We start from the raw sequence: 18,033 nt of genomic DNA, 5'->3' as shown, positions 1-18,033 counted from the left end.
CACTAGGGCGTGACGATGGCGAACTCGCGTTCCGGGTCCTCCAGTAGCGAGAAGAACTTCAAAAGCTTCAGCCGGCTGCCGTCCACGTCCAGCTCGTCCGAAAAGATCATCTCCTTGAGGCCGGCCTGTTTGGTTACCAGCTTGAGCAGGAACCCGCGGGTCAGGTTCAGGGTGACATCCGCGTCCGGCGCGGGCGGTCGTTCCTTGTGGTGGAGAACGGCGTTCTCGATGGTCAGGACGTGGTTGGTGCCCAGATCGGTGAAGTTGAAGTTCACCGTCAGTTCGGTGCCGGCCGCGTCCGGGCCGTTCAAGCGCGCGGCCATGGCGTCGAAGAAACGGGCTACCGGGACGTGCCGAAGCAGACCCAGGGAGCGCTTCATGTCCAGGGCCGAACCGCGCGCGCCGTGCCGTAGTTCCTGCGCGCCGCTCAGGTAGATATCGCGCCAGGGGCCGGACTCCGCCCGGTAACCGAGCTGGTCGTAGGTACGCGCCAGCAGCTTGCGCGCCTCGCGATGGTCCGGCTGCGCGAACACGACATGATTGAGCACCTGGGCGGTCCAGCGGTATTCGCCGGCCTCGAACGACGCCCGCGCCTTTTCGACCACGGCGTCGGCGCCGCCCATGAACTCGACGTAGCGCGTGGCGGCCTCGGTCTCCGGCAGCGGTTCGAGGTGGGCCGGGTTGCCGTCGAACCAGCCGAAGTACCACTGGTACACGGCCTTGGCGTTGTGGCTGACGGTGCCGTAGTAGTCGCGGTTGTGGAAGGCCTCGCGCAGCGAAGGCGGCAATTCCAGCCGTTCGGCGATCTCTTTGGGCGTCAGGCCCGAGTTGGCCAGGCGCAGGGTCTGGTCGTGGATGTACTTGTAGGTGTCGCGCTGCACCTTCATGTACTCGACGATCTTCCCGTTGCCCCAGGTCGGCCAGTGGTGGGACGGCGCCAGCACCTCCACCTCGTCGCCGAACAGATCGATCGCCTCGTCGATGTAGTTGCTCCACTTGAGGGCGTCGCGGACCTTGGCGCCGCGCGGGGTATAGACGTTGTGCAGGTTGCGGCTGACGATCTCGGCCGCGCCGAAGGTCTTGTGCGCCGGCAGGTAGAAGGTGAACTCCGCCGGCGCCTCGGACTCGGGCACGTTCTGGAACACGAACTCGACGCCGTCCAGGGTGAGTGTCTGGCCGGTGGTGTCGACGATATCCGTGGGGGCCAGGATGCCGTAATGGCCGCCGGAGGGCGACTTGCCGAGCCCGGTACCGACGTGCCCGCGCGGGCTCCGGGCCAGGTTCCCGCCATACATATACATGGCACGCCGGCCCATGGCGGGTCCCGCCAGGATGTTCTCGCTGGTGGCCTCGTGCATGAAGCCCTCGGGCGCGACGATGCGCACCCCGTCCCGTCGGGCGGCCTCGGGATCGAGGATGCCGGCCACGCCGCCGAAGTGGTCGATGTGGCTGTGGGTGAACAGCACCGCGGTGATCGGCTCGTCGCCCACGACATGCTCGCGCGCCAGTGCCATCGCCGCCTCGGCGTTCTCGGCCGAGGTCAGCGGATCGACCACGATCCAGCCCTCGTCGCCCTCGATCAGGGTCATGTTGGCCAGGTCGTAGCCGCGCAACTGGTAGACGCCGTCCGTGACCTTGAACAAGCCGTGGATATTGTTGAGCTTGGCCTGTCGCCAGAGACTGGGGTTCACGCTCGCCGGGGCCTCGCCCTCCATGAAGTCGTAGGCCGGCATGTCCCAGACGACATTGCCCTGGGCGTCCTCGATGACCAGGTCGGGATCGCTGGCGATCAGGCCGCGCCGGGCGGCCTCGAAGTCGGACTCGTCATCCAGTGGCAGCGAGTCGCGCACCGCGGCGTTGGCCGCGGCCGTGGCCCGGGTCGCCGGCACGTGGCCGCGCTCGTCGGCACCCTCCTCCGGCGTGTAATCGATCCCGCCGTCGCCGCAGGCGGCCAGCAGGAAAAGGGCGCTGCACGCCGTCACTCGCCATGTATTCATTCGCTCGCTCCCCCGGCATGGATACCGAGGATTTAACCACAGAGGCGCACGGAGGCGCACAGAGGTAAATGCATGTTCGTCGAGGAAAGCGTGCGCGGCACCGATCCCTGGAGTGACAACGACATGCCTCTAATCAGCCGCCCTTTAATATTTCTTCACTCTGTGCGCCTCTGTGCGCCTCTGTGGTTAGCGGCCGAGGGTAGATGAATCTCGCCGGTCAGATAGAGCATCGCATGCCCGCCGACGCGCACGCGCTCGCCGTCCGGCTCGCACCAGAGCTCGCCGCCGCGTGCCGATATCTGCCGCGCCCGCAGGGCGGTCTTGCCCAGCTCGGCGGCCCAGTACGGGGCGAGCATGCAATGGGCGGAACCGGTCACCGGATCCTCGTCGACGCCGAAGTTGGGCGCGAAATAGCGCGAGACGAAATCGATGCCGTCGTCGTCGCCCGGCGCGGTGGCGATCACGCCGCGCTCGGGCAAGGCCGCCAACAGGCGCATCTCGGGCCGAAGGGCCCGGACGTCGGCCTCGCGCTCGAAGCGCAACAGCCAGTTGGGCCCGGCGCGCACGTCCGCCGGCCCGGCGCCCATGGCCTCCAGGAGCGACGCCGGCGCCGCCGCCGGCTCACAATCGTGGCGCGGCAGGTCCAGCCAGTAACGGCCGTCGCCGTCGCGGGTCACCGTCAGACGGCCGCTGAACCGGGTATCGAAACGCACGGCCCCGGCCTCGTGGCCCAGGCATGCCACGAGCACGTAGGCGGCGGCGAGAGTGGCGTGCCCGCACAGGCGGACCTCGACGGTGGGCGTGAACCAGCGCAGCTCGTGGGCGTCGCCGGCGGGCACGAGAAAGGCAGTCTCCGCCAGATTGTTCTCGGCGGCGATCGACTGCAGGAGGGGATCCGACGGCCAGGCCTCCAGCGGCACCACCGCGGCGGGGTTGCCGACGAACGGCCGGTCGGCGAAGCTGTCCACCTGGAACAGGGGCAGGGAATTGATCTCTGTCATCCGTTTGTCACAAACCGTCGCTTAGACTTGCCGCCACACTCTTCGCCCGACCATCATGCCGGAAGCCGCCGCCAACGAGGATCGTCCCGACACGCCGCCACTCGAGTCGCCGGAACTCTACATCAACCGCGAACTGTCGCTGCTGGAGTTTAACGCGCGTGTTCTGGAGCAGGCCAAGGACCCGGACGTGCCCCTGCTGGAGCGGCTCAAGTTCCTGTGCATCTCTTCCACCAACCTCGACGAGTTCTTCGAGGTACGCGTGGCCGGCGTGGTGCAGAAGGCGGAGATGGGCTCGGCGACGACCGAGGCCGACAACATCGCGCCGGGCGACCTGCTCCAATCGATCAGCCGGCGCGCGCACGCCCTGGTGGACGACCAGTACCGCACCCTCAACGAGGAATTGATACCGGAGCTGGAGCAGGCCGGCATCCGCTTCCTGCGGCGCTCCGAGTGGAACGAGAGCCAGCGGCGCTGGCTCGCGGAGTATTTCGAGGAGGAACTGCTGCCGGTGATCAGTCCCCTGGGCCTGGACCCGGCGCATCCCTTCCCGCGCATCCTCAACAAGTCACTCAACTTCATCGTTTCGCTGGAAGGCAAGGACGCGTTCGGCCGCAACAGCGGCTACGCCATCGTGCAGGCGCCGCGGGCCCTGCCGCGCCTGATCCGGCTGCCGCCCGACAAGACCGACAGCGGGCCGCACGACTTCGTGTTCCTGTCGTCCGTGATCCACGCCCACGTGGAGGACCTGTTCCCCAACATGCGCGCCACCGGCTGCTACCAGTTCCGGGTCACGCGCAATTCCGACCTGTTCGTGGACGAGGAGGAGGTGGACGATCTCCTGCGGGCGGTGGCCGGCGAGCTGCCGTCACGCCGCTACGGCGACGCCGTGCGCCTGGAGGTGGCCCACAACTGTCCGGCGCACATGACCGAGTACCTGCTGGAACGGTTCATGCTCGACGCCGACGCCCTCTACCAGGTGGACGGCCCGGTCAACGTCAACCGCCTGATGGCGATCCTGGACCTGGTGGACCGCCCCGATCTCAAGTACCCGCCGTTCACGCCGCGGCTGCCGGCGGCGCTGGGGCCGGGCGCCGACCTGTTCGGCGAGATCCGCCGCGGGGACGTGCTGCTGCACCACCCGTTCGACGCCTTCCTGCCGGTGATCGAGTTCGTGCGCCGGGCGGCGGCCGACCCCAAGGTCCTGGCGATCAAGCAGACCCTGTACCGCACGGGCCCCGACTCGGCGGTGGTCGACGCCCTGGTGGCGGCGGCCGAGGCCGGCAAGGAAGTCACCGTGGTGGTGGAGCTGCGGGCCCGCTTCGACGAGGCCGACAACATCGCCCTGGCCAACCGGCTGCAGGAGGCCGGCGCCCACGTGGTCTACGGCGTGGTCGGCTACAAGACCCACGCCAAGATGACCCTGATCGTGCGCCGCGAAAACGAGGGCCTGCGCCACTACGTGCATCTCGGCACCGGCAACTACCATCCGAAGACGGCGCGCCTGTACACCGATTACGGATTGTTCACGTGCGACGACGTCGTCGGCAACGACGTCCACGAGCTGTTCCTGCAACTCACCAGCCTTGGCAAGATCTCCGGGCTGGAGAAACTCATCGACGCGCCGTTCCAGCTCCACAAGACCATGCTGGCCAAGATCGGGCGCGAAGCCGAGCACGCCCGCGCCGGCCGGCCGGCGCGCCTGATCGCCAAGATGAACGCCCTGGTGGAGCCGCAGACCATCCGCGCGCTGTACGCCGCCTCGCAGGCGGGGGTGGAAATCGACCTGATCGTGCGCGGCATCTGCTGCCTGCGGCCGGGCGTGCCGGGCGTGTCCGACAACATCCGCGTGCGCTCCATCGTCGGCCGTTTCCTGGAGCACACCCGGGTGTTCTACTTCGCCAACGACGGCGACGCCGAGCTTTACCTGTCCAGCGCCGACTGGATGGACCGCAACTTCTTCCGCCGCGTCGAGACCTGCTTCCCGGTCGAGGACGAGAGCCTGCGCGCGCGTGTGCTGCGCGACCTCGACACCTACCTGGCGGACAACTGCCAGGCCTGGGAACTGCAATCCGACGGCACCTACCGCCACTGCCGGCCCGGCCCGGACGAGGCCCCGACAGCCGCCCAGGCGGCATTGCTGCGCGCCGCCGCCGAGTGACCCCCGGACGGCATGAGGGCCCGCCCCGCGGGCGCGGGACGGGCCCCCGACGGCCTGACTCGCGCGGTCAGCGCTTGCCGGCGTAGTAGTAGCGCACGCCCAGACCGTAGCTATCGGCCTCGATGGACGTGCCCCCGCCGGCACCTTCGACATCCAGCTCGGCACGTTCGATGTCGGCGACCAGGGCGACCGAGGGCGACAGGCTGTACAGCACCTCCAGTCGGTAGCGCTGGCCGTCGAGGTCGAGCCCGGCCGGGCCGTCGGTATCCAGGGTCATGACCCGCGGCGCGACCTCGAAGTCGCCCGCCAGCCAGCGCGCGCCGATGCTGGCACCGCCGCCCGTGAACACGCCCGCGAAGGGCAGGGACACGCGCTCGTAGGACACGCCCGCGTAGAGATCCAGCCAGGTCCCGCCGGCGATGGTGTCGCCGAAACGGATGGCCGGCCCCAGCGACTGGAAGTCGACCGCGCTCTCGCCGCCGCCCTCGGCATTCATCGCGGTGATCTCGCCGAGCATCACGAAGCGCTCGCTCAGGCGTGCCGCGCCGGAAAGCACCGTGCCGTCGTAGATATCGATCTCGCCGCCCAGGGCTTCGAGCTCGTCGCCGTCGCGGTAGACCGCCTGCATGTAGTTGTAGTTGGCGCGACCCGAGTGGGCGGGCTCGCCCTCGGCGGCAAAGGCACCGCCGGGGGTGGCGTCGAAATACCAGCGGGCACCGGCGTAGACCCGCTCGGTCTCGATGTCACCGAAGCCGAGCCCCGGATCGAAGTCGCCGCTCTCGAAACCGCCGAGCAGGCTCCAGCGCGGGGTCACGGCATAAAGCAGATCGGCCCGGACGACCTCGCGGTCCAAGTCCGGGCGCGGGCCGCCGCCAAGACGCGCCGGCTCGTAATCGCCCACCTCGCCGGTCAGGGCCAGCTCGACGCGATCGCCGAAGCCCAGGCGCAAGCCGGCGGCGCCGTGCCAACCCTCGACGACGCCGCTGGTGAACACGCTCATCCGCTCGTAGGCGATCCGGGCCCAGGGCCCGACACGCACGCCGCCCAGTTCGAAATCGGCGTACAGGCCCGGACCGATCCAGGTACGGTCCAGCGGAATCTGACCGAACCCCGGCAGGTCCACGTCGCCGTTGGCGTTGCCCATCTGCAGCAGCACGTTCGGCGCCACCGCCATGGAACCGGTGAGGCCGACGCCGTCGCCGTCCAGCTCGCCCCCGCCGGTCGTGCCCGGAATGTCCAACTCGATATCGTGGTAGTAGACACCCTCCAGATAGTTCCAGTTCAGGGGCTCGGCCTGAACCGCGGACGCGGCCAGCACGGCACTCGCCGCGACAACCCCCCAGCAAGATACGTTTCTGCTCATGGCTCTCTCCCGCTATTGCTTGTTATCGCAGAAACAACCGGTCGCCCCGCGGCAACCGACCCTGGTCGCCCGCCTCCGGCGGGCGCTTCCACGCACCGGCACCGTCCGCCCGGAAACCGGCAATCAGTCGGGTCCGGTGAACGGACTGTGGAAGTACAGGCGGATACCGGCGGAGAGCTGCTCGTACTCCTGGATGTCCTCGTAGGCGATCGACAGGGCGAAACGCTCGCTCAGGTCGATCTGGCCCTCCACCTGGTAACCGAAATCATTGTTGCCGAGGTCGTTGACATCGTAATACTTGGCGCTGGCGTCGAGCTGGAACCAGCGACCGTAGGCACGGCGGAAGCCGACCTCCGCGCCCCAGCCGGTCTCGTTCTCGTCGCTGCCGCCGTCCGGCTCCAGGGCCAGGTGCTCCACCGTGAACAGCGCGAACGGCGTGAACACATCGTTGCCGCCGGCAGCGCGATGGAATCCGATGCCGGCGCTGTAGGCGTTCAGGTCGGCGTCGCCGTTGCCGTCGCCACCGAGCGAGACGGTACGGCCCCGCAGGTAACCGTACATCGTGGGCGTGATATCCGCGGACAGCACCAGACCGCCGCCGTCGAAGTCGTCCCCGGCGTTCGGGAACTCGGCCTCGACGTAGTCGGCCTGGGCATAGTTGAAACTCAGACGATCGGCGGATGCCGTCGGCGAAAGGATGACCGCGAGTGCCCCCAGCACTACCGCGGCCGGCAAGGATCGGACCCTGGCCATGCTCTTCTCCCCTGTTTGTCCCGGTCTTGTCGACGGCGCCGGGTTTCGCCCGCCGGGATCCCGTTGCGCCGCTGGCGCGCTGCGCGCCGAAATCCCGGACGCTCTCAGTCTACCGCTGGAGCGAAGGCGTGTGCAGGGGCGATTCCTGGCGGGAGAAGTAGTCCGCCAGCGCCTGGATCTGGGCATCGCTCAGGCCCTGGGCCTGGCCGGCCATGATCGCGTTGTTGCGCTTGCCGTCGCGATAGCCCTCGAGGCTGTACACCAGGTAGCTCTTGTGCTGGCCCGCGATGATCGGATAGTTCGGCGCGATCGGCTGGGCGCCGTTGGGTCCGTGACAGCTCGCGCAGGTCTTGAGCTTCTGTTCCAGCCAGGCGCGGTCGGGCTTGGCCTCGGCGGCGTCGCCGCCGTGACCGCGGCCGCTATCGGCGGCCTGGGCGGCACCGGCCCCCAGGACGGCCGTCAGGAAAAGCGTGGTGGTGAGTCGGAGAATCGGCATGTCGGCGGCCCCTCGGCTAGTTGTCTTCCGGCGCCTGCGCCAGGAACGCGGCGATGTCGCGGATATCCTGATCGCTCAGGCTCGTGGCCTGACCCTGCATCGTCGGATGCGAGCGTTCGCCGGATTTGTATGCCTTGAGGGCGGACACGATATACCCGGCCGACTGCCCGCCCAGCTTGGGCACGTGGTACGTCGGGTACACATTGCTGTAGTTCGGCACGCCATGGCACCCCATGCAGGTGCTGGCCTTGACCCGGCCGGCCGCCGGATCGCCGTCGACCCCGCTCTGCGCCGCCGCGCCCGTCGCGTAGCAGCCCACCGCGGCGAAGGCGAGCAGCCCCGTTCGCCAGAAATGCTTCATCCAATCTCTCCGGTGCTGACCGACGCCGGGAATGCGGCGCGGAAATGCAAAATCTCGGCGCGCATATGCTCTTGGAAATCCCCCCGCGAGTCAATTCCGCGGCCCGCCGGCGGGCCGCTCCAGACCGTCCTCGACCACGGTGGCCACGCTCGCGTGCAAGGCATAGGGACGCGCGGCATCCCCGCCCGGCAAGGCATCGCCGTCGACCTGCAAGAGCGTCAGGCTCGCCACGCCGCGACGCGGCCCGTCCAGGGCCGCGGACCAGGTCCCGACCCGGGGCAGCCCGGCCGGCGCGCGCGCCAACTCCGCGCCGTAGAGTTCGCGCAGGCGCTCGGGCATGAGCGCACGCGCGCCCGCCGCCAGCGGCCGTTCCGAGGTACGCACATCCACCCAGGTGCGCACTCGCCGATCGAGCAACGGTGCCAGGGCGCGGCGCGGCAGCCCGTCGAAGCCGCGGCGCGCGAGACCCGAGGCCGCGGCGCGCGAGCGCGCCACCAGGCCGCCACCGCCGCCGGCGCGCGGCAGGGCCGGCGCATCGGCGGCGGGCACCCGCAGGCAGCCGTCGACGAACCCCTGCAGATGCAGGCTTTCGCCGTCGCCGCTTTCGGTGAGCGCCACTTCCATCCGGGCCCAGGGATCGCCGCCGAAGGGATTGGGCAGGGTCAAGCGCAGCGCCGCGCGCCGCGGCTCGCCGCCGGGGGCGGGGGAACGCCGGCCGGGAGCAAGGCGCCGGACACCGTTTTGGACACGCCGCAGAATGGACATAGGATTGGGCCGGAGGCATCTCGGAAAACCCGCATCGGATTATAACCGCCATGAGCGAATGCCGGCATTTCCTGGTCAGCGGCCGCGTGCAGGGTGTGTTCTTCCGCGCCAGCGCCCGGGCGCGCGCCGTCGAATTGGGGCTCACGGGCTGGGTCGCCAACCGTCCGGACGGCCGCGTCGAGGGTCTGGCCTGCGGCCCGCCGGCGGCCCTGGACGACTTCCAGGCCTGGCTCTGGGAAGGCCCGGAGGCCGCGCGCGTGACCGGTGTCGAGTGCGGGCCCGCCCCGGACGCCACGGCGCCACCCGAGTTCACGATCCGGTAACACGCGCCGTAGAATGGCGCGTTCGTCCCACGACAACGAGACGCCCATGAACGACGCCGTCCGCCGCGAGCCGACCGCCTGGCTCTGGCTCGCCCTGCCGCTGCTGCTGTACCTGATGCACTATCCGGCGGCGATGCTGCTGGACTACGCCGTGTACAACCGCTGGTTCGTCAGCGAGCTGGGCGTGACCGAGGAAGGCACCGTGGTCTTCGTGGCCATCGCCCTGGTGCTGGCGGCCCTGACCGCGCGCGGCTTCCTGCGGCTGGGCGACAAGCGGCTGGCGCTCTGGTTCGGGCTGCTGGCCCTGGGCTGCCTGTACTTCGGCGGCGAGGAGGCGAGCTGGGGCCAGCACTGGTTCGGCTGGGTCACGCCCGAGACCTGGCAGGGCTTCAACGAGCAGAGCGAGACCAACCTGCACAACACCAACAGCGGCATCGGCGGCCTGCTCGACCAGCTCCCGCGCAACCTGCTGACCCTGGGCGCGCTGATCGCCGGCGGCATCCTGCCGCTGTGGCGGCGTGCCCGCGGCCGCGCGCTGGATCCGGCGGGCCGCTGGTACTGGTTGCTGCCCACCCACGTGTGCGTGCCGGCCGGCCTGCTCGCCGGCTTGGCGACCGTTCCCGAGAAACTCCAGGAAGCGCTCTGGGGCGAGCCGATTCCGCTGGATCCGCAGCTCGGCGAGGTCAAGGAGCTGATGCTCGGGGTGTTCCTGTTCCTGTACGCCCTCTCGGCCTGGCGCCGCCTGCGCGCGACCGCACAGAAAACGGCCGGATAGGCGGGGGAGATCTATCCGGCCGAGGATCGGGGGCAAGAGGGAGTGAGGGGCAACGTCGGGCCGCCCCCGCGGGCCCGGGGGTCGCTGTCGTTCAGTCGCCGAGCATGCTGCGCAGCATCCAGGCGTTCTTCTCGTGGGTACGCATGCGCTCGGTGAGCAGGTCCACGGTCGGCTCGTCGGCGGCGTCGCTCGCCGGGCCGAGCACCTCGCGCGCGGTGCGCACGACGGTTTCCTGGCCGGTGACGAGCTGACGGATCATGTCGTCCGCCTCGGGGTGACCGGTCTCCTCCTCGATCGAAGTCAGGTCCGCGAACTGTCGGTAGGAGCCCGGCGCGTAGAAGCCCAGGGCGCGGATACGCTCGGCGATGTCGTCAACCGCCGTGGCGAGATCCCGGTACTGGGTCTCGAACAGGTCGTGCAGGGCCTTGAACTGCGGCCCCTTCACGTTCCAGTGGAAGTTGTGGGTCTTGAGGTACAGGGTGTACTCGTCCGCCAGCAGGCGGCTCAGGCCGCCGGCGATCTCGCGGCGGGTGTCCTCGGGGATACCGATGTCCACGAACACCTGCTGGTCGGTGGCGGCATGCATCTCGGCGGCCATGGCGGAACCTCCTGCGTCGTTTGAACCATTGCCCGGAAGATCAAGATGGGGCCGCCCGGGCGAATTCAAAATTGATTGTTTAAAACCATTCCATAGACCAAAGCTATGACGGCGCTATACAGAATCCGCCACAGGCCGTAAGATTGCGCGGCCCACGCGCGGGGCCCGGACGCTCGCGCCGCCGCCTCGCCGCACCACATCCGACCGAAACGCAGACCGATGTCCTCGCCAGCCCAGCAGGCCGCCAAGCGCCGCACCTTCGCCATCATCTCGCACCCCGACGCGGGCAAGACCACGCTCACCGAGAAGCTGTTGCTGTTCGGCGGCGCGATCCAGCTCGCGGGCACGGTCAAGGGCCGCAAGGCCGCGCGCCACGCCACCTCGGACTGGATGAAGATGGAGCAGAGCCGGGGCATCTCGGTGACCACTTCGGTGATGCAGTTCCCGTACCGGGATCGCATCGTCAACCTGCTGGACACGCCGGGCCACGAGGACTTCTCGGAAGACACCTACCGCACCCTCACCGCGGTGGACTCGGCGCTGATGGTGATCGATGCCGCCAAGGGCGTGGAGCCGCGCACCATCAAGCTGATGGAGGTCTGCCGCCTGCGCGACACGCCCATCTTCACCTTCGTGAACAAGCTGGATCGCGAGGGCCGGCCGCCGCTGGAGCTGCTGGACGAGGTGGAGGACGTGCTCGGCATCGCCTGCGCGCCGATCACCTGGCCGATCGGCATGGGCCAGCACTTCAAGGGCGTCTATCACCTGCCCGAGGACAAGGTCCATCTCTACGAGGGCGAGGACAACGAGGGCGGCGGCAAGACCGTCACCCTGGAAGGCCTGGACGATCCCAAGCTCGCCGAGATCGCCGGCCAGGACCTGCCGGCGCTGCGCGAGGAGATCGAACTGATCCGCGCGGCCGGCCACGGCTTCGATCCCGACGAATATCTCGCCGGACGCCAGACGCCGGTGTTCTTCGGCTCCGCGATCAATAACTTCGGCGTGCAGGCCCTGCTCGACGATTTCGTGGAATGGGCGCCGCCGCCGCTGCCGCGTGAGACCGAGTCGCGGACCGTGGAACCCGGCGAGGAGGCCACCACCGGCTTCGTGTTCAAGATCCAGGCGAACATGGACCCGCAGCACCGCGACCGGGTGGCCTTCATGCGCCTGTGCTCGGGCCGCTACACCAAGGGCATGAAGCTGCGTCACCTGCGCAGCGGCAAGGACATGCGCATCGGCGACGCCATCACCTTCATGGCCAACCGCCGCGAGGCCGCCGAGGATGCCTGGCCCGGCGACATCATCGGCATCCACAACCACGGCACCATCGCCATCGGCGACTGCTTCTCCGAGGGCGAGGAGCTACGCTTCACCGGCATCCCCAACTTCGCGCCGGAGCTGTTCCGGCGGGTGGTGCTGCGCGACCCGCTCAAGGCCAAGGCCCTGAACAAGGGCCTGAACCAACTGTGCGAGGAGGGCGCCACCCAGGTATTCCGGCCGGTTGCCAACAACGACGTGATCCTGGGCGCGGTGGGCGTGCTCCAGTTCGACGTGGTCGCCGAACGGCTGAAGAACGAGTACGGGGTGGACGCCGGCTTCGAGGCGGTGCAGGTGTACACGGCCCGCTGGGTCTACGCCGACGACCCGCGCGAGCTCAAGCGTTTCAGCGAACGCAACGAACCGGGCGTGGCCCGCGACCACGGCGATGCCCTGGTCTATCTGGCGCCCTCGCGCGCCAAGCTGGACCTGACCCAGGAGCGCTGGCCGGACATCGTATTCCGCAACGTGCGGGAGCAAATCTAGCGCCCGCCCGCGAATCACCAATCACGGATCACGGATCACCAACTCGTAGCCCGCCTGTCCCAGCGCCTCCGCCTCGCGCAACAGGTCGGCGTAGGTCAGCGGGTGCGCCGCCAGCCACCCCGGATCGAAGGACAGGCGCAGGCGGTCGCCGTCGGTCTCCAGGTGCACGGGGGGCGCCCCCTCGGGATCGCGTCCCCGGTGCAGCAGCACCGCCAGCCGCAGCAGGATCGCCAGCCGCAGCACCGGCACCCGCTGCGGCTTGGGCAGATCGCCGGCGATGTCGGTGCGGAACTTGCCCCGATGCAGCCGCAGCAGGATCGCCAGCACCAATTGCTCGGTCTGCGAGAACCCCTGCAGGTCGGCCTGGCGCACGATATATTCGCCGTGCTTGTGATAACCCTTGTGCGCGATCGCCAGGCCGATCTCGTGCAGCCGCGCCGCCCAGTCCAGCATCCGCGGCGCCGCCGTCGGCGCCCCGGCCCAACCCGGCACCTGCGCGAACAGGCGGCCCGCTGTGGCCGCGACCCGCTCTGCGTGGGCACGGTCGACACCGTAGCGGGCGGCCGCGGCCGCCACGCTGTCGGCGCGCACGTCGTGATCCTCCAGCCGGCCCAGCAGGTCCAGCAGCAAGCCTTCGCGCAGGGCCTTGTCCGAGACCTCCATGGCCTCGACGCCCAGGCTCTCGAAGATCGCGGCCAACACCGCCGTGCCGCCGGGAAAGATCGGCCGTCGATCGTCGGACAGGCCGGACAGCTTCACGCGATCGATATGCCCCGCCTTGACCAGGGCCTTGCCGATGCGTTCCAAGGCATCGCGCGTAACCGCCTGGGCCGCCCAGCCGGCCTCCTGGGCGACCTTCTGCACGGCCTTGATGCTGCCCGAGGCCCCGACCGCCACATCCCAGCCGGCGCGCCGGTACTCGCGCGCCAGCGGCTCCAGCCGCACGCGCGCGTCCAGGATCGCCGCCCGCCAGGATGACTTGTCGATATAGCCGCCGGCGAAATAGCGCTGGCTGTGGGTGACCGCCCCGAGCGAGACGCTCTCCATCAGCTCGGGGGTGGCCAGCTCGCCGACGATCAGCTCGGTGGAGCCGCCGCCGATGTCCGCCACCAGCCGCCGCGGCCGCTCCACGCCCAGATCCTGGGCCACGCCGCCGTAGATCAGCCGCGCCTCCTCGGCGCCGTAGATGATCTCGATCGGGTGCCCTAGCGCGGCCTCGGCGTCGCCCAGGAAATCGCCGACGCCGCGCGCCCGCCGCAGGGTATTGGTGCCCACCGCCCGCACCCGGCCCGGCGGCAGGTGGCGCAGGCGCTGGCCGAACCGGGCGAGGGTGTCGAGGGCGCGGTCGCGCGCTTCCGGCGTCAGCCGCCGGCGCTCGTCCAGGCCCGCGGCCAGGCGCACCGACTCCTTGAGGCGATCGACGATGTGCAGCTCGCGGCCGGCGCTGCGGGCGACGATCATGTGGAAGCTGTTGGAGCCGAGATCGACCGCCGCGACCATATGGGCGGTGTCGGCGGCGGCCCTGGGGTTGGCGCTCATCGCGGCGTGACCGGCGGCTCGTTCCATCGCATGGCCCCGAGTCTAACCAAAAGCGCGGCGGGGCACAGGCCCGGCGGCGGCTGCTATAGTCCGCCGATGCTGCTGCCGGAACGCGCGCGCACCCGACGGATCCTGGGCCTGTCGCTGCCGATCATCGGCGGCATGACCTCGCAGAACCTGCTCAACCTGATCGATACCGCCATGGTCGGCGCCCTAGGCGCACCGGCGCTGGCGGGCGTGGGTCTGGGCAGTTTCCTCAGCTTCATGTCGGTGGCGGTGGTGATCGGGCTGGCCACCGCGGTCCAGGCCACCGCCGCCCGGCGCCACGGCGAGGGCCGCCACGAGGAGACCGCCGCGCCCCTGAACGGCGGCCTCCTGCTGGCCCTGGTCCTGGGACTGCCGATCACGCTGCTGCTGTGGACGGCCGCGCCGGCGCTGTTCGCCCACCTGAGCCCCGATCCGGCCGTGGTCGCGGCGGGCACGCCCTACTTCCAGGCGCGGCTGGCGGCGGTCGCCGCCGTGGGCATGAACTTCGCCTTCCGCGGCTTCTGGAACGCCGTGGACAAGCCGCGCCTGTACCTCTACACCCTGCTGCTGATGCACACCGCCAACGTCGCCATCAGCTACGTCCTGATCTTCGGCGCCCTGGGCGCGCCCGCGCTGGGCACCCTCGGCGCCGGCATCGGCACCGCGGCCAGCACCGTGCTGGGCACCGCCATCTATATCGCCCTGGCGCGCCGCGAGGCGGCGGACGCCGGCTTCCTGCGGCGCTGGCCTGGACCCCGGCAGCTCCTGCGCCAGCTCCGCCTGGGCCTGCCCTCGTCGGCGCAGCAACTGCTGTTCGCCGCCGGGCTGACGGCCCTGTTCTGGATTCTGGCGCGCGTGGGCACCGACGAGACCGCGGCGGCCAACGTCCTGATCAACCTCACCCTGGTGGCGGTGCTGCCGGCCATCGGCCTGGGCCTGGCCGCGACCACGCTGGTGGGTCAGGCCCTCGGCCGCGGCGAGGCCGACGACGCCCACCGCTGGGGCTGGGACGTGGCGCGCGTGGGCGCGGCGATGCTGGTAATGCTGGGCCTGCCCATGCTGCTGCTGCCGGACCTGATCCTGGCCGGCTTCCTGCACGACCCGGCCCTGAGCGATCTCGCCCGCCTGCCGCTGCGGATCGTGGGCGCCGGCATCGCCCTCGACGGCGTCGGCCTGATCCTGATGCATGCCCTCCTGGGCGCGGGCGCCACCGGCGCGGTCATGGTCGTGGCCCTGGGGATGCAATGGGTCTTGTTCCTGCCCCTGGCCTGGCTCATGGGCACGCAGTGGGGGTTGGGCCTCCTGCCGATCTGGGTGGCCTTCATGGGCTATCGCCTGCTCCAGACCGTGGTCTTCGCGCTCCTGTGGGAACGGCGGGGCTGGCGCGCGATCAGCGTCTGAGCGGCTCCACGGCGGCCCGGAAAAACGGCATCATGGTGACCCGAACAACCGGGACGGAACGGCACCGGATGAAACACGGCAAGGAACCGGCACTGGGGCTGGCGCTGGGCAGCGGCTCGGCGCGGGGCTGGACCCACATCGGCGTGATCCAGGCACTGGAGGACATGGGCGTGCGTCCGAAGGTGATCGCCGGCACCTCGATCGGCGCCCTGGTCGGCGCGGTATACGTCTCCGGCCAGCTCGACGCGTTCGCGGACTGGGTCCGGCGCCTGACGGTGCGCGACGTGTTCAACCTGATGGACCTGGGCTTCTCCGGCGGCATGGTCAAGGGCGAGAAGCTGTTCGGCTTCTTCCAGGACGGCTACCGCAACCCCGACATCGAGTCGCTGGACCAACGCTACGTGAGCGTCGCCACCGATATGCACACCGGCCGCGAATCCTGGCTGACCCGGGGCCCGATACTGCCGGCGGCGCGCGCCTCCTGTGCGCTGCCGGGCCTGTTTTCCCCGGTGAAGTTCGGCGAACGCTGGATGCTGGACGGCGGTCTGGTGAACCCGGTGCCGGTCTCGGCCGCCCGCGCCCTGGGCGCGGACGTGGTGATCGCGGTGAATTTGAACGCCAAGCTGGTGGGCACGCGCATGTCGTCCTCCGGCCGGCGCCAGATCGCGCACGAGGCCAACGCCGAGGGGGAGGCCGGCTTCTGGCGGAAGATGCTGACCCACCTGTCCTCGAACGACGACGAGCCGGGCCTGTTCGACGTGATCACCGCCAGCGTCAACATCATGCAGGACCGCATCACCCGCAGCCGCATGGCCGGCGATCCGCCGGAGATCACCCTGGCGCCGCTACTGCCCGATTTGGCGTTCCTGGACTTCCACCGCGCGGACGAGGCCATCGCCGAGGGCCGCCGGCTGGTCGAGGAGCACGCGGATATCATCCACGCCTGGCTTGGCGATAGACCGGCGGATCAGCCCGCGGACTGACAGGCCGACCGCAATTGCCCGGCCAACTCGGCCAGGGCGGCGTCGGCCTCGGGCAGCAGGCCCGCGTGCAGGTGAAAGTCGTGCCAGAGATCCTCGAAGACGTGGAGTTCGGCCTCGCCGCCGGCCAGCCGCACCCGCTCGGCCAACCGCTCGGCATCGCTGTACAGGATCTCGTCGCTGCCGACCTGGATGAACAGCGGCGGCAGCCAGCCGAGATCCGCGAACAGGGGCGAGCAGAAACTGTCCTCGGTGCCGCGGGGCCCGGCGTACAGCCGCGCGGCCTGGGCCAGCCAGGCCCGCTGCAGCATGGGATCGGCATCGGCCCGCTCGCGCATGCTCTCGCCCGCCAAGGTCAGGTCGACCCAGGGCGAGATCAGGCCGAGCGCCGCCGGCATCGCCGCGCCCTCGTCGCGCAGGGCCACCATCGCCGCCAGGGCCAGGCCGCCGCCGGCGGAGTCGCCCGCCACCGCGATCCGCGCCGGCGGCCAACCCGTGTCCAGCAGCCAGCGATAGGCGGCCATGGCGTCCTCCACCGCGGCCGGGCAGGAATACTCGGGGGCCAGACGGTAGTCCGGGGCGAACACGGTGGCACCGGCCTCCCGTGCGAGGGTGCCGCTGATGCTGCGGTGGGTGCGCGGCGAGCCGAAGACATAGCCGCCGCCGTGCAGGAACAACAACGCCATGTCGCCACCGTCGCGGTAGTCGAGGCGCTCGGCCGGCACGCCGCCCATGCGCACGCTGTAACGCTGGATGCCGCGCGGCGGCGGCACGGTGCCGGTCAGCGCCGCGATCCAGCGCCGCTGGGCGGCGACCGAGAATCGCGGGTGCAGCGCGGGCCGGATCAGCCCGCGGGCCATCGAACGAAACAGTTGCCGGCGAACCGGCGAGCGGACTGCGCCTTCCGCCATGCTTGCTCCCCCTGCCGGCCGCCGCCCGCGGCGGCGCCGGTCAGTCGATCAAGTGATATTCCACGGTGGTCACCACGCGCACGCGCTTGATGTGCGGCGACAGCCGGTCCCGGTCCTCGATCGAGAAATAACCCTGGCGGGCCCGGCGGATGCCGCCGACCTCGCTGCCCGAGTCCTCGGCGAACTGCTGCGCCGCCTCGCGCGCGGAGCGCGTGGCTTCCGCGATCATTTCCGGCTTGATCTCGTTGAGCCGGGTGAACAGGTATTCGGTCGGGTATTCGTAGTTGCGGTTGAGAGTCACGCCCTCGGCGACCAGCGACTGGGTCTCCTGCTGGGCCGCCTTCACGCGGTCCACCTTGTCCGTGCGCACCAGGATCACGGCCTGCGCCTGGTAACGCTCGCCGCGGGGCTCGCCGTAGCCGGCGTGCCGGTCCGTGATATTGGGCTCGCCGCGGCTGATCTCGGCGTCCTCGAAGCCGCGCTCGCGGAGAAAGTCGCGCACCGATTCGGTATCCGCGGCGAGACGCTGGTTGAGCACCGAGAGGTCGTCGGCGGTCGCGCCGTAGCTCAACGACCACAGCACCAGGTCGGCCGGCACCTCGCGCTCGGCCAGTCCCTTGACCTCGACCACGCGCTCGCTGGCCCGGATCGCCTGCGCGGCGTCGGCCACGAAATAGCCCGCCGCCGCCAGGCCCACGGCGATCAGTCCGCCCAGGAGCGTCGCGGATAGATTGCTGTTCGGCATGTGCGTCGTCCCGTGACCCGCAATGCGCACAGCATAA

At 69.9% G+C, this 18,033-nt stretch carries 17 protein-coding genes; 6 read left to right on the top strand and 11 right to left on the bottom strand.

Features of this window, described 5'->3' with window-relative positions; translation table 11 throughout:
• Positions 1–2: 2 nt before the first annotated feature.
• Both PC39_RS11100 and PC39_RS11095 read right to left on the bottom strand, forming a co-directional pair.
• Entirely contained in the window at positions 3–1,997 is a 1,995-nt protein-coding gene (locus PC39_RS11100) for an alkyl/aryl-sulfatase (RefSeq protein WP_353253459.1), read from the bottom strand.
• A 155-nt stretch (positions 1,998–2,152) separates the two neighbouring features.
• Positions 2,153–2,998 carry a PhzF family phenazine biosynthesis protein gene (locus tag PC39_RS11095; protein WP_353253458.1) on the bottom strand — a complete coding sequence of 282 codons (846 nt, stop codon included), beginning with the start codon at positions 2,996–2,998 and terminating at the stop codon, positions 2,153–2,155.
• A 55-nt stretch (positions 2,999–3,053) separates the two neighbouring features.
• Between PC39_RS11095 and ppk1 the strand changes: the two genes are divergently transcribed.
• On the top strand, positions 3,054–5,156 hold the full coding sequence (ppk1, locus tag PC39_RS11090; protein WP_353253457.1) for a polyphosphate kinase 1: 2,103 nt from the start codon (positions 3,054–3,056) through the stop codon (positions 5,154–5,156).
• A 67-nt stretch (positions 5,157–5,223) separates the two neighbouring features.
• Here the strand turns inward: ppk1 and PC39_RS11085 are convergent, their stop codons facing one another.
• The 5 genes from PC39_RS11085 to PC39_RS11065 form a co-directional block, all read right to left on the bottom strand.
• Entirely contained in the window at positions 5,224–6,519 is a 1,296-nt protein-coding gene (locus PC39_RS11085) for a hypothetical protein (RefSeq protein WP_353253456.1), read from the bottom strand.
• A 123-nt stretch (positions 6,520–6,642) separates the two neighbouring features.
• Complete coding sequence (locus tag PC39_RS11080; RefSeq protein ID WP_353253455.1) at positions 6,643–7,272, bottom strand: putative outer membrane beta-barrel protein; 630 nt, start codon at positions 7,270–7,272, stop codon at positions 6,643–6,645.
• Positions 7,273–7,381: 109 nt separating this feature from the next.
• Positions 7,382–7,768 (bottom strand): c-type cytochrome, encoded by a 387-nt coding sequence (locus tag PC39_RS11075; protein ID WP_353253454.1) that lies wholly within the window; start codon positions 7,766–7,768, stop codon positions 7,382–7,384.
• A 16-nt stretch (positions 7,769–7,784) separates the two neighbouring features.
• Positions 7,785–8,129: a c-type cytochrome gene (locus PC39_RS11070; RefSeq protein WP_353253453.1), complete on the bottom strand. Its 345-nt coding sequence runs from the start codon at positions 8,127–8,129 to the stop codon at positions 7,785–7,787.
• A 90-nt stretch (positions 8,130–8,219) separates the two neighbouring features.
• Complete coding sequence (locus PC39_RS11065) at positions 8,220–8,795, bottom strand: hypothetical protein (RefSeq protein WP_353253452.1); 576 nt, start codon at positions 8,793–8,795, stop codon at positions 8,220–8,222.
• A 149-nt stretch (positions 8,796–8,944) separates the two neighbouring features.
• Here PC39_RS11065 and PC39_RS11060 point away from each other — a divergent pair, with 149 nt between their 5' ends.
• Positions 8,945–9,217, top strand: coding sequence for an acylphosphatase (locus PC39_RS11060; protein WP_353253451.1), 273 nt, complete (start codon positions 8,945–8,947; stop codon positions 9,215–9,217).
• A gap of 46 nt (positions 9,218–9,263) precedes the next feature.
• On the top strand, positions 9,264–9,992 hold the full coding sequence (locus PC39_RS11055; RefSeq protein WP_353253450.1) for a hypothetical protein: 729 nt from the start codon (positions 9,264–9,266) through the stop codon (positions 9,990–9,992).
• A gap of 91 nt (positions 9,993–10,083) precedes the next feature.
• On the opposite strand, the gene PC39_RS11050 is transcribed toward PC39_RS11055, so the two are convergent.
• Positions 10,084–10,590 (bottom strand): Dps family protein, encoded by a 507-nt coding sequence (locus tag PC39_RS11050; RefSeq protein ID WP_353253449.1) that lies wholly within the window; start codon positions 10,588–10,590, stop codon positions 10,084–10,086.
• Between the two features lie 219 nt (positions 10,591–10,809).
• Between PC39_RS11050 and PC39_RS11045 the strand changes: the two genes are divergently transcribed.
• Positions 10,810–12,393: a peptide chain release factor 3 gene (locus PC39_RS11045; RefSeq protein WP_353253448.1), complete on the top strand. Its 1,584-nt coding sequence runs from the start codon at positions 10,810–10,812 to the stop codon at positions 12,391–12,393.
• Positions 12,394–12,414: 21 nt separating this feature from the next.
• Here PC39_RS11045 and PC39_RS11040 read toward each other — a convergent pair whose 3' ends face one another.
• Positions 12,415–13,959, bottom strand: a complete 1,545-nt coding sequence (locus PC39_RS11040; RefSeq protein ID WP_353253447.1) for a Ppx/GppA phosphatase family protein — start codon at positions 13,957–13,959, stop codon at positions 12,415–12,417.
• A gap of 69 nt (positions 13,960–14,028) precedes the next feature.
• Here PC39_RS11040 and PC39_RS11035 point away from each other — a divergent pair, with 69 nt between their 5' ends.
• Both PC39_RS11035 and rssA read left to right on the top strand, forming a co-directional pair.
• Positions 14,029–15,360: an MATE family efflux transporter gene (locus PC39_RS11035; RefSeq protein ID WP_353253446.1), complete on the top strand. Its 1,332-nt coding sequence runs from the start codon at positions 14,029–14,031 to the stop codon at positions 15,358–15,360.
• Between the two features lie 68 nt (positions 15,361–15,428).
• The gene (gene rssA / locus PC39_RS11030; RefSeq protein ID WP_353253445.1) at positions 15,429–16,343 is read left to right on the top strand and encodes a patatin-like phospholipase RssA; all 915 of its coding nucleotides are present in this window, start codon (positions 15,429–15,431) and stop codon (positions 16,341–16,343) included.
• On the opposite strand, the gene PC39_RS11025 is transcribed toward rssA, so the two are convergent.
• Together PC39_RS11025 and PC39_RS11020 are read right to left on the bottom strand one after the other, a co-directional pair.
• Complete coding sequence (locus tag PC39_RS11025; RefSeq protein WP_353253444.1) at positions 16,328–17,251, bottom strand: alpha/beta hydrolase; 924 nt, start codon at positions 17,249–17,251, stop codon at positions 16,328–16,330. The genes rssA and PC39_RS11025 overlap by 16 nt on opposite strands.
• A 40-nt stretch (positions 17,252–17,291) precedes the next feature.
• Positions 17,292–17,996 carry an SIMPL domain-containing protein gene (locus tag PC39_RS11020; protein ID WP_353253443.1) on the bottom strand — a complete coding sequence of 235 codons (705 nt, stop codon included), beginning with the start codon at positions 17,994–17,996 and terminating at the stop codon, positions 17,292–17,294.
• Positions 17,997–18,033: the final 37 nt, after the last annotated feature.

The sequence above is a fragment of the Salinisphaera sp. PC39 genome, from assembly GCF_040361335.1.
GTDB lineage: Bacteria > Pseudomonadota > Gammaproteobacteria > Nevskiales > Salinisphaeraceae > APNM01.
The sequence above is the reverse complement of the archived record's forward strand: the minus strand, read 5'-3'. Positions and strand labels throughout refer to the sequence as shown.

Excerpts from the sequence above, each read along its gene's own strand:
- PC39_RS11025 (WP_353253444.1), bottom strand. The coding sequence starts at position 17,251 with ATGGCGGAAGGCGCAGTCCGCTCGCCGGTTCGCCGGCAACTGTTTCGT.
- PC39_RS11055 (WP_353253450.1), top strand. The coding sequence starts at position 9,264 with ATGAACGACGCCGTCCGCCGCGAGCCGACCGCCTGGCTCTGGCTCGCC.
- ppk1 (WP_353253457.1), top strand. The coding sequence starts at position 3,054 with ATGCCGGAAGCCGCCGCCAACGAGGATCGTCCCGACACGCCGCCACTC.
- PC39_RS11045 (WP_353253448.1), top strand. The coding sequence starts at position 10,810 with ATGTCCTCGCCAGCCCAGCAGGCCGCCAAGCGCCGCACCTTCGCCATC.
- PC39_RS11080 (WP_353253455.1), bottom strand. The coding sequence starts at position 7,272 with ATGGCCAGGGTCCGATCCTTGCCGGCCGCGGTAGTGCTGGGGGCACTC.
- PC39_RS11020 (WP_353253443.1), bottom strand. The coding sequence starts at position 17,996 with ATGCCGAACAGCAATCTATCCGCGACGCTCCTGGGCGGACTGATCGCC.
- PC39_RS11050 (WP_353253449.1), bottom strand. The coding sequence starts at position 10,590 with ATGGCCGCCGAGATGCATGCCGCCACCGACCAGCAGGTGTTCGTGGAC.
- PC39_RS11075 (WP_353253454.1), bottom strand. The coding sequence starts at position 7,768 with ATGCCGATTCTCCGACTCACCACCACGCTTTTCCTGACGGCCGTCCTG.
- PC39_RS11060 (WP_353253451.1), top strand. The coding sequence starts at position 8,945 with ATGAGCGAATGCCGGCATTTCCTGGTCAGCGGCCGCGTGCAGGGTGTG.
- PC39_RS11100 (WP_353253459.1), bottom strand. The coding sequence starts at position 1,997 with ATGAATACATGGCGAGTGACGGCGTGCAGCGCCCTTTTCCTGCTGGCC.
- PC39_RS11070 (WP_353253453.1), bottom strand. The coding sequence starts at position 8,129 with ATGAAGCATTTCTGGCGAACGGGGCTGCTCGCCTTCGCCGCGGTGGGC.
- PC39_RS11040 (WP_353253447.1), bottom strand. The coding sequence starts at position 13,959 with ATGGAACGAGCCGCCGGTCACGCCGCGATGAGCGCCAACCCCAGGGCC.
- rssA (WP_353253445.1), top strand. The coding sequence starts at position 15,429 with ATGAAACACGGCAAGGAACCGGCACTGGGGCTGGCGCTGGGCAGCGGC.
- PC39_RS11095 (WP_353253458.1), bottom strand. The coding sequence starts at position 2,998 with ATGACAGAGATCAATTCCCTGCCCCTGTTCCAGGTGGACAGCTTCGCC.
- PC39_RS11035 (WP_353253446.1), top strand. The coding sequence starts at position 14,029 with ATGCTGCTGCCGGAACGCGCGCGCACCCGACGGATCCTGGGCCTGTCG.
- PC39_RS11085 (WP_353253456.1), bottom strand. The coding sequence starts at position 6,519 with ATGAGCAGAAACGTATCTTGCTGGGGGGTTGTCGCGGCGAGTGCCGTG.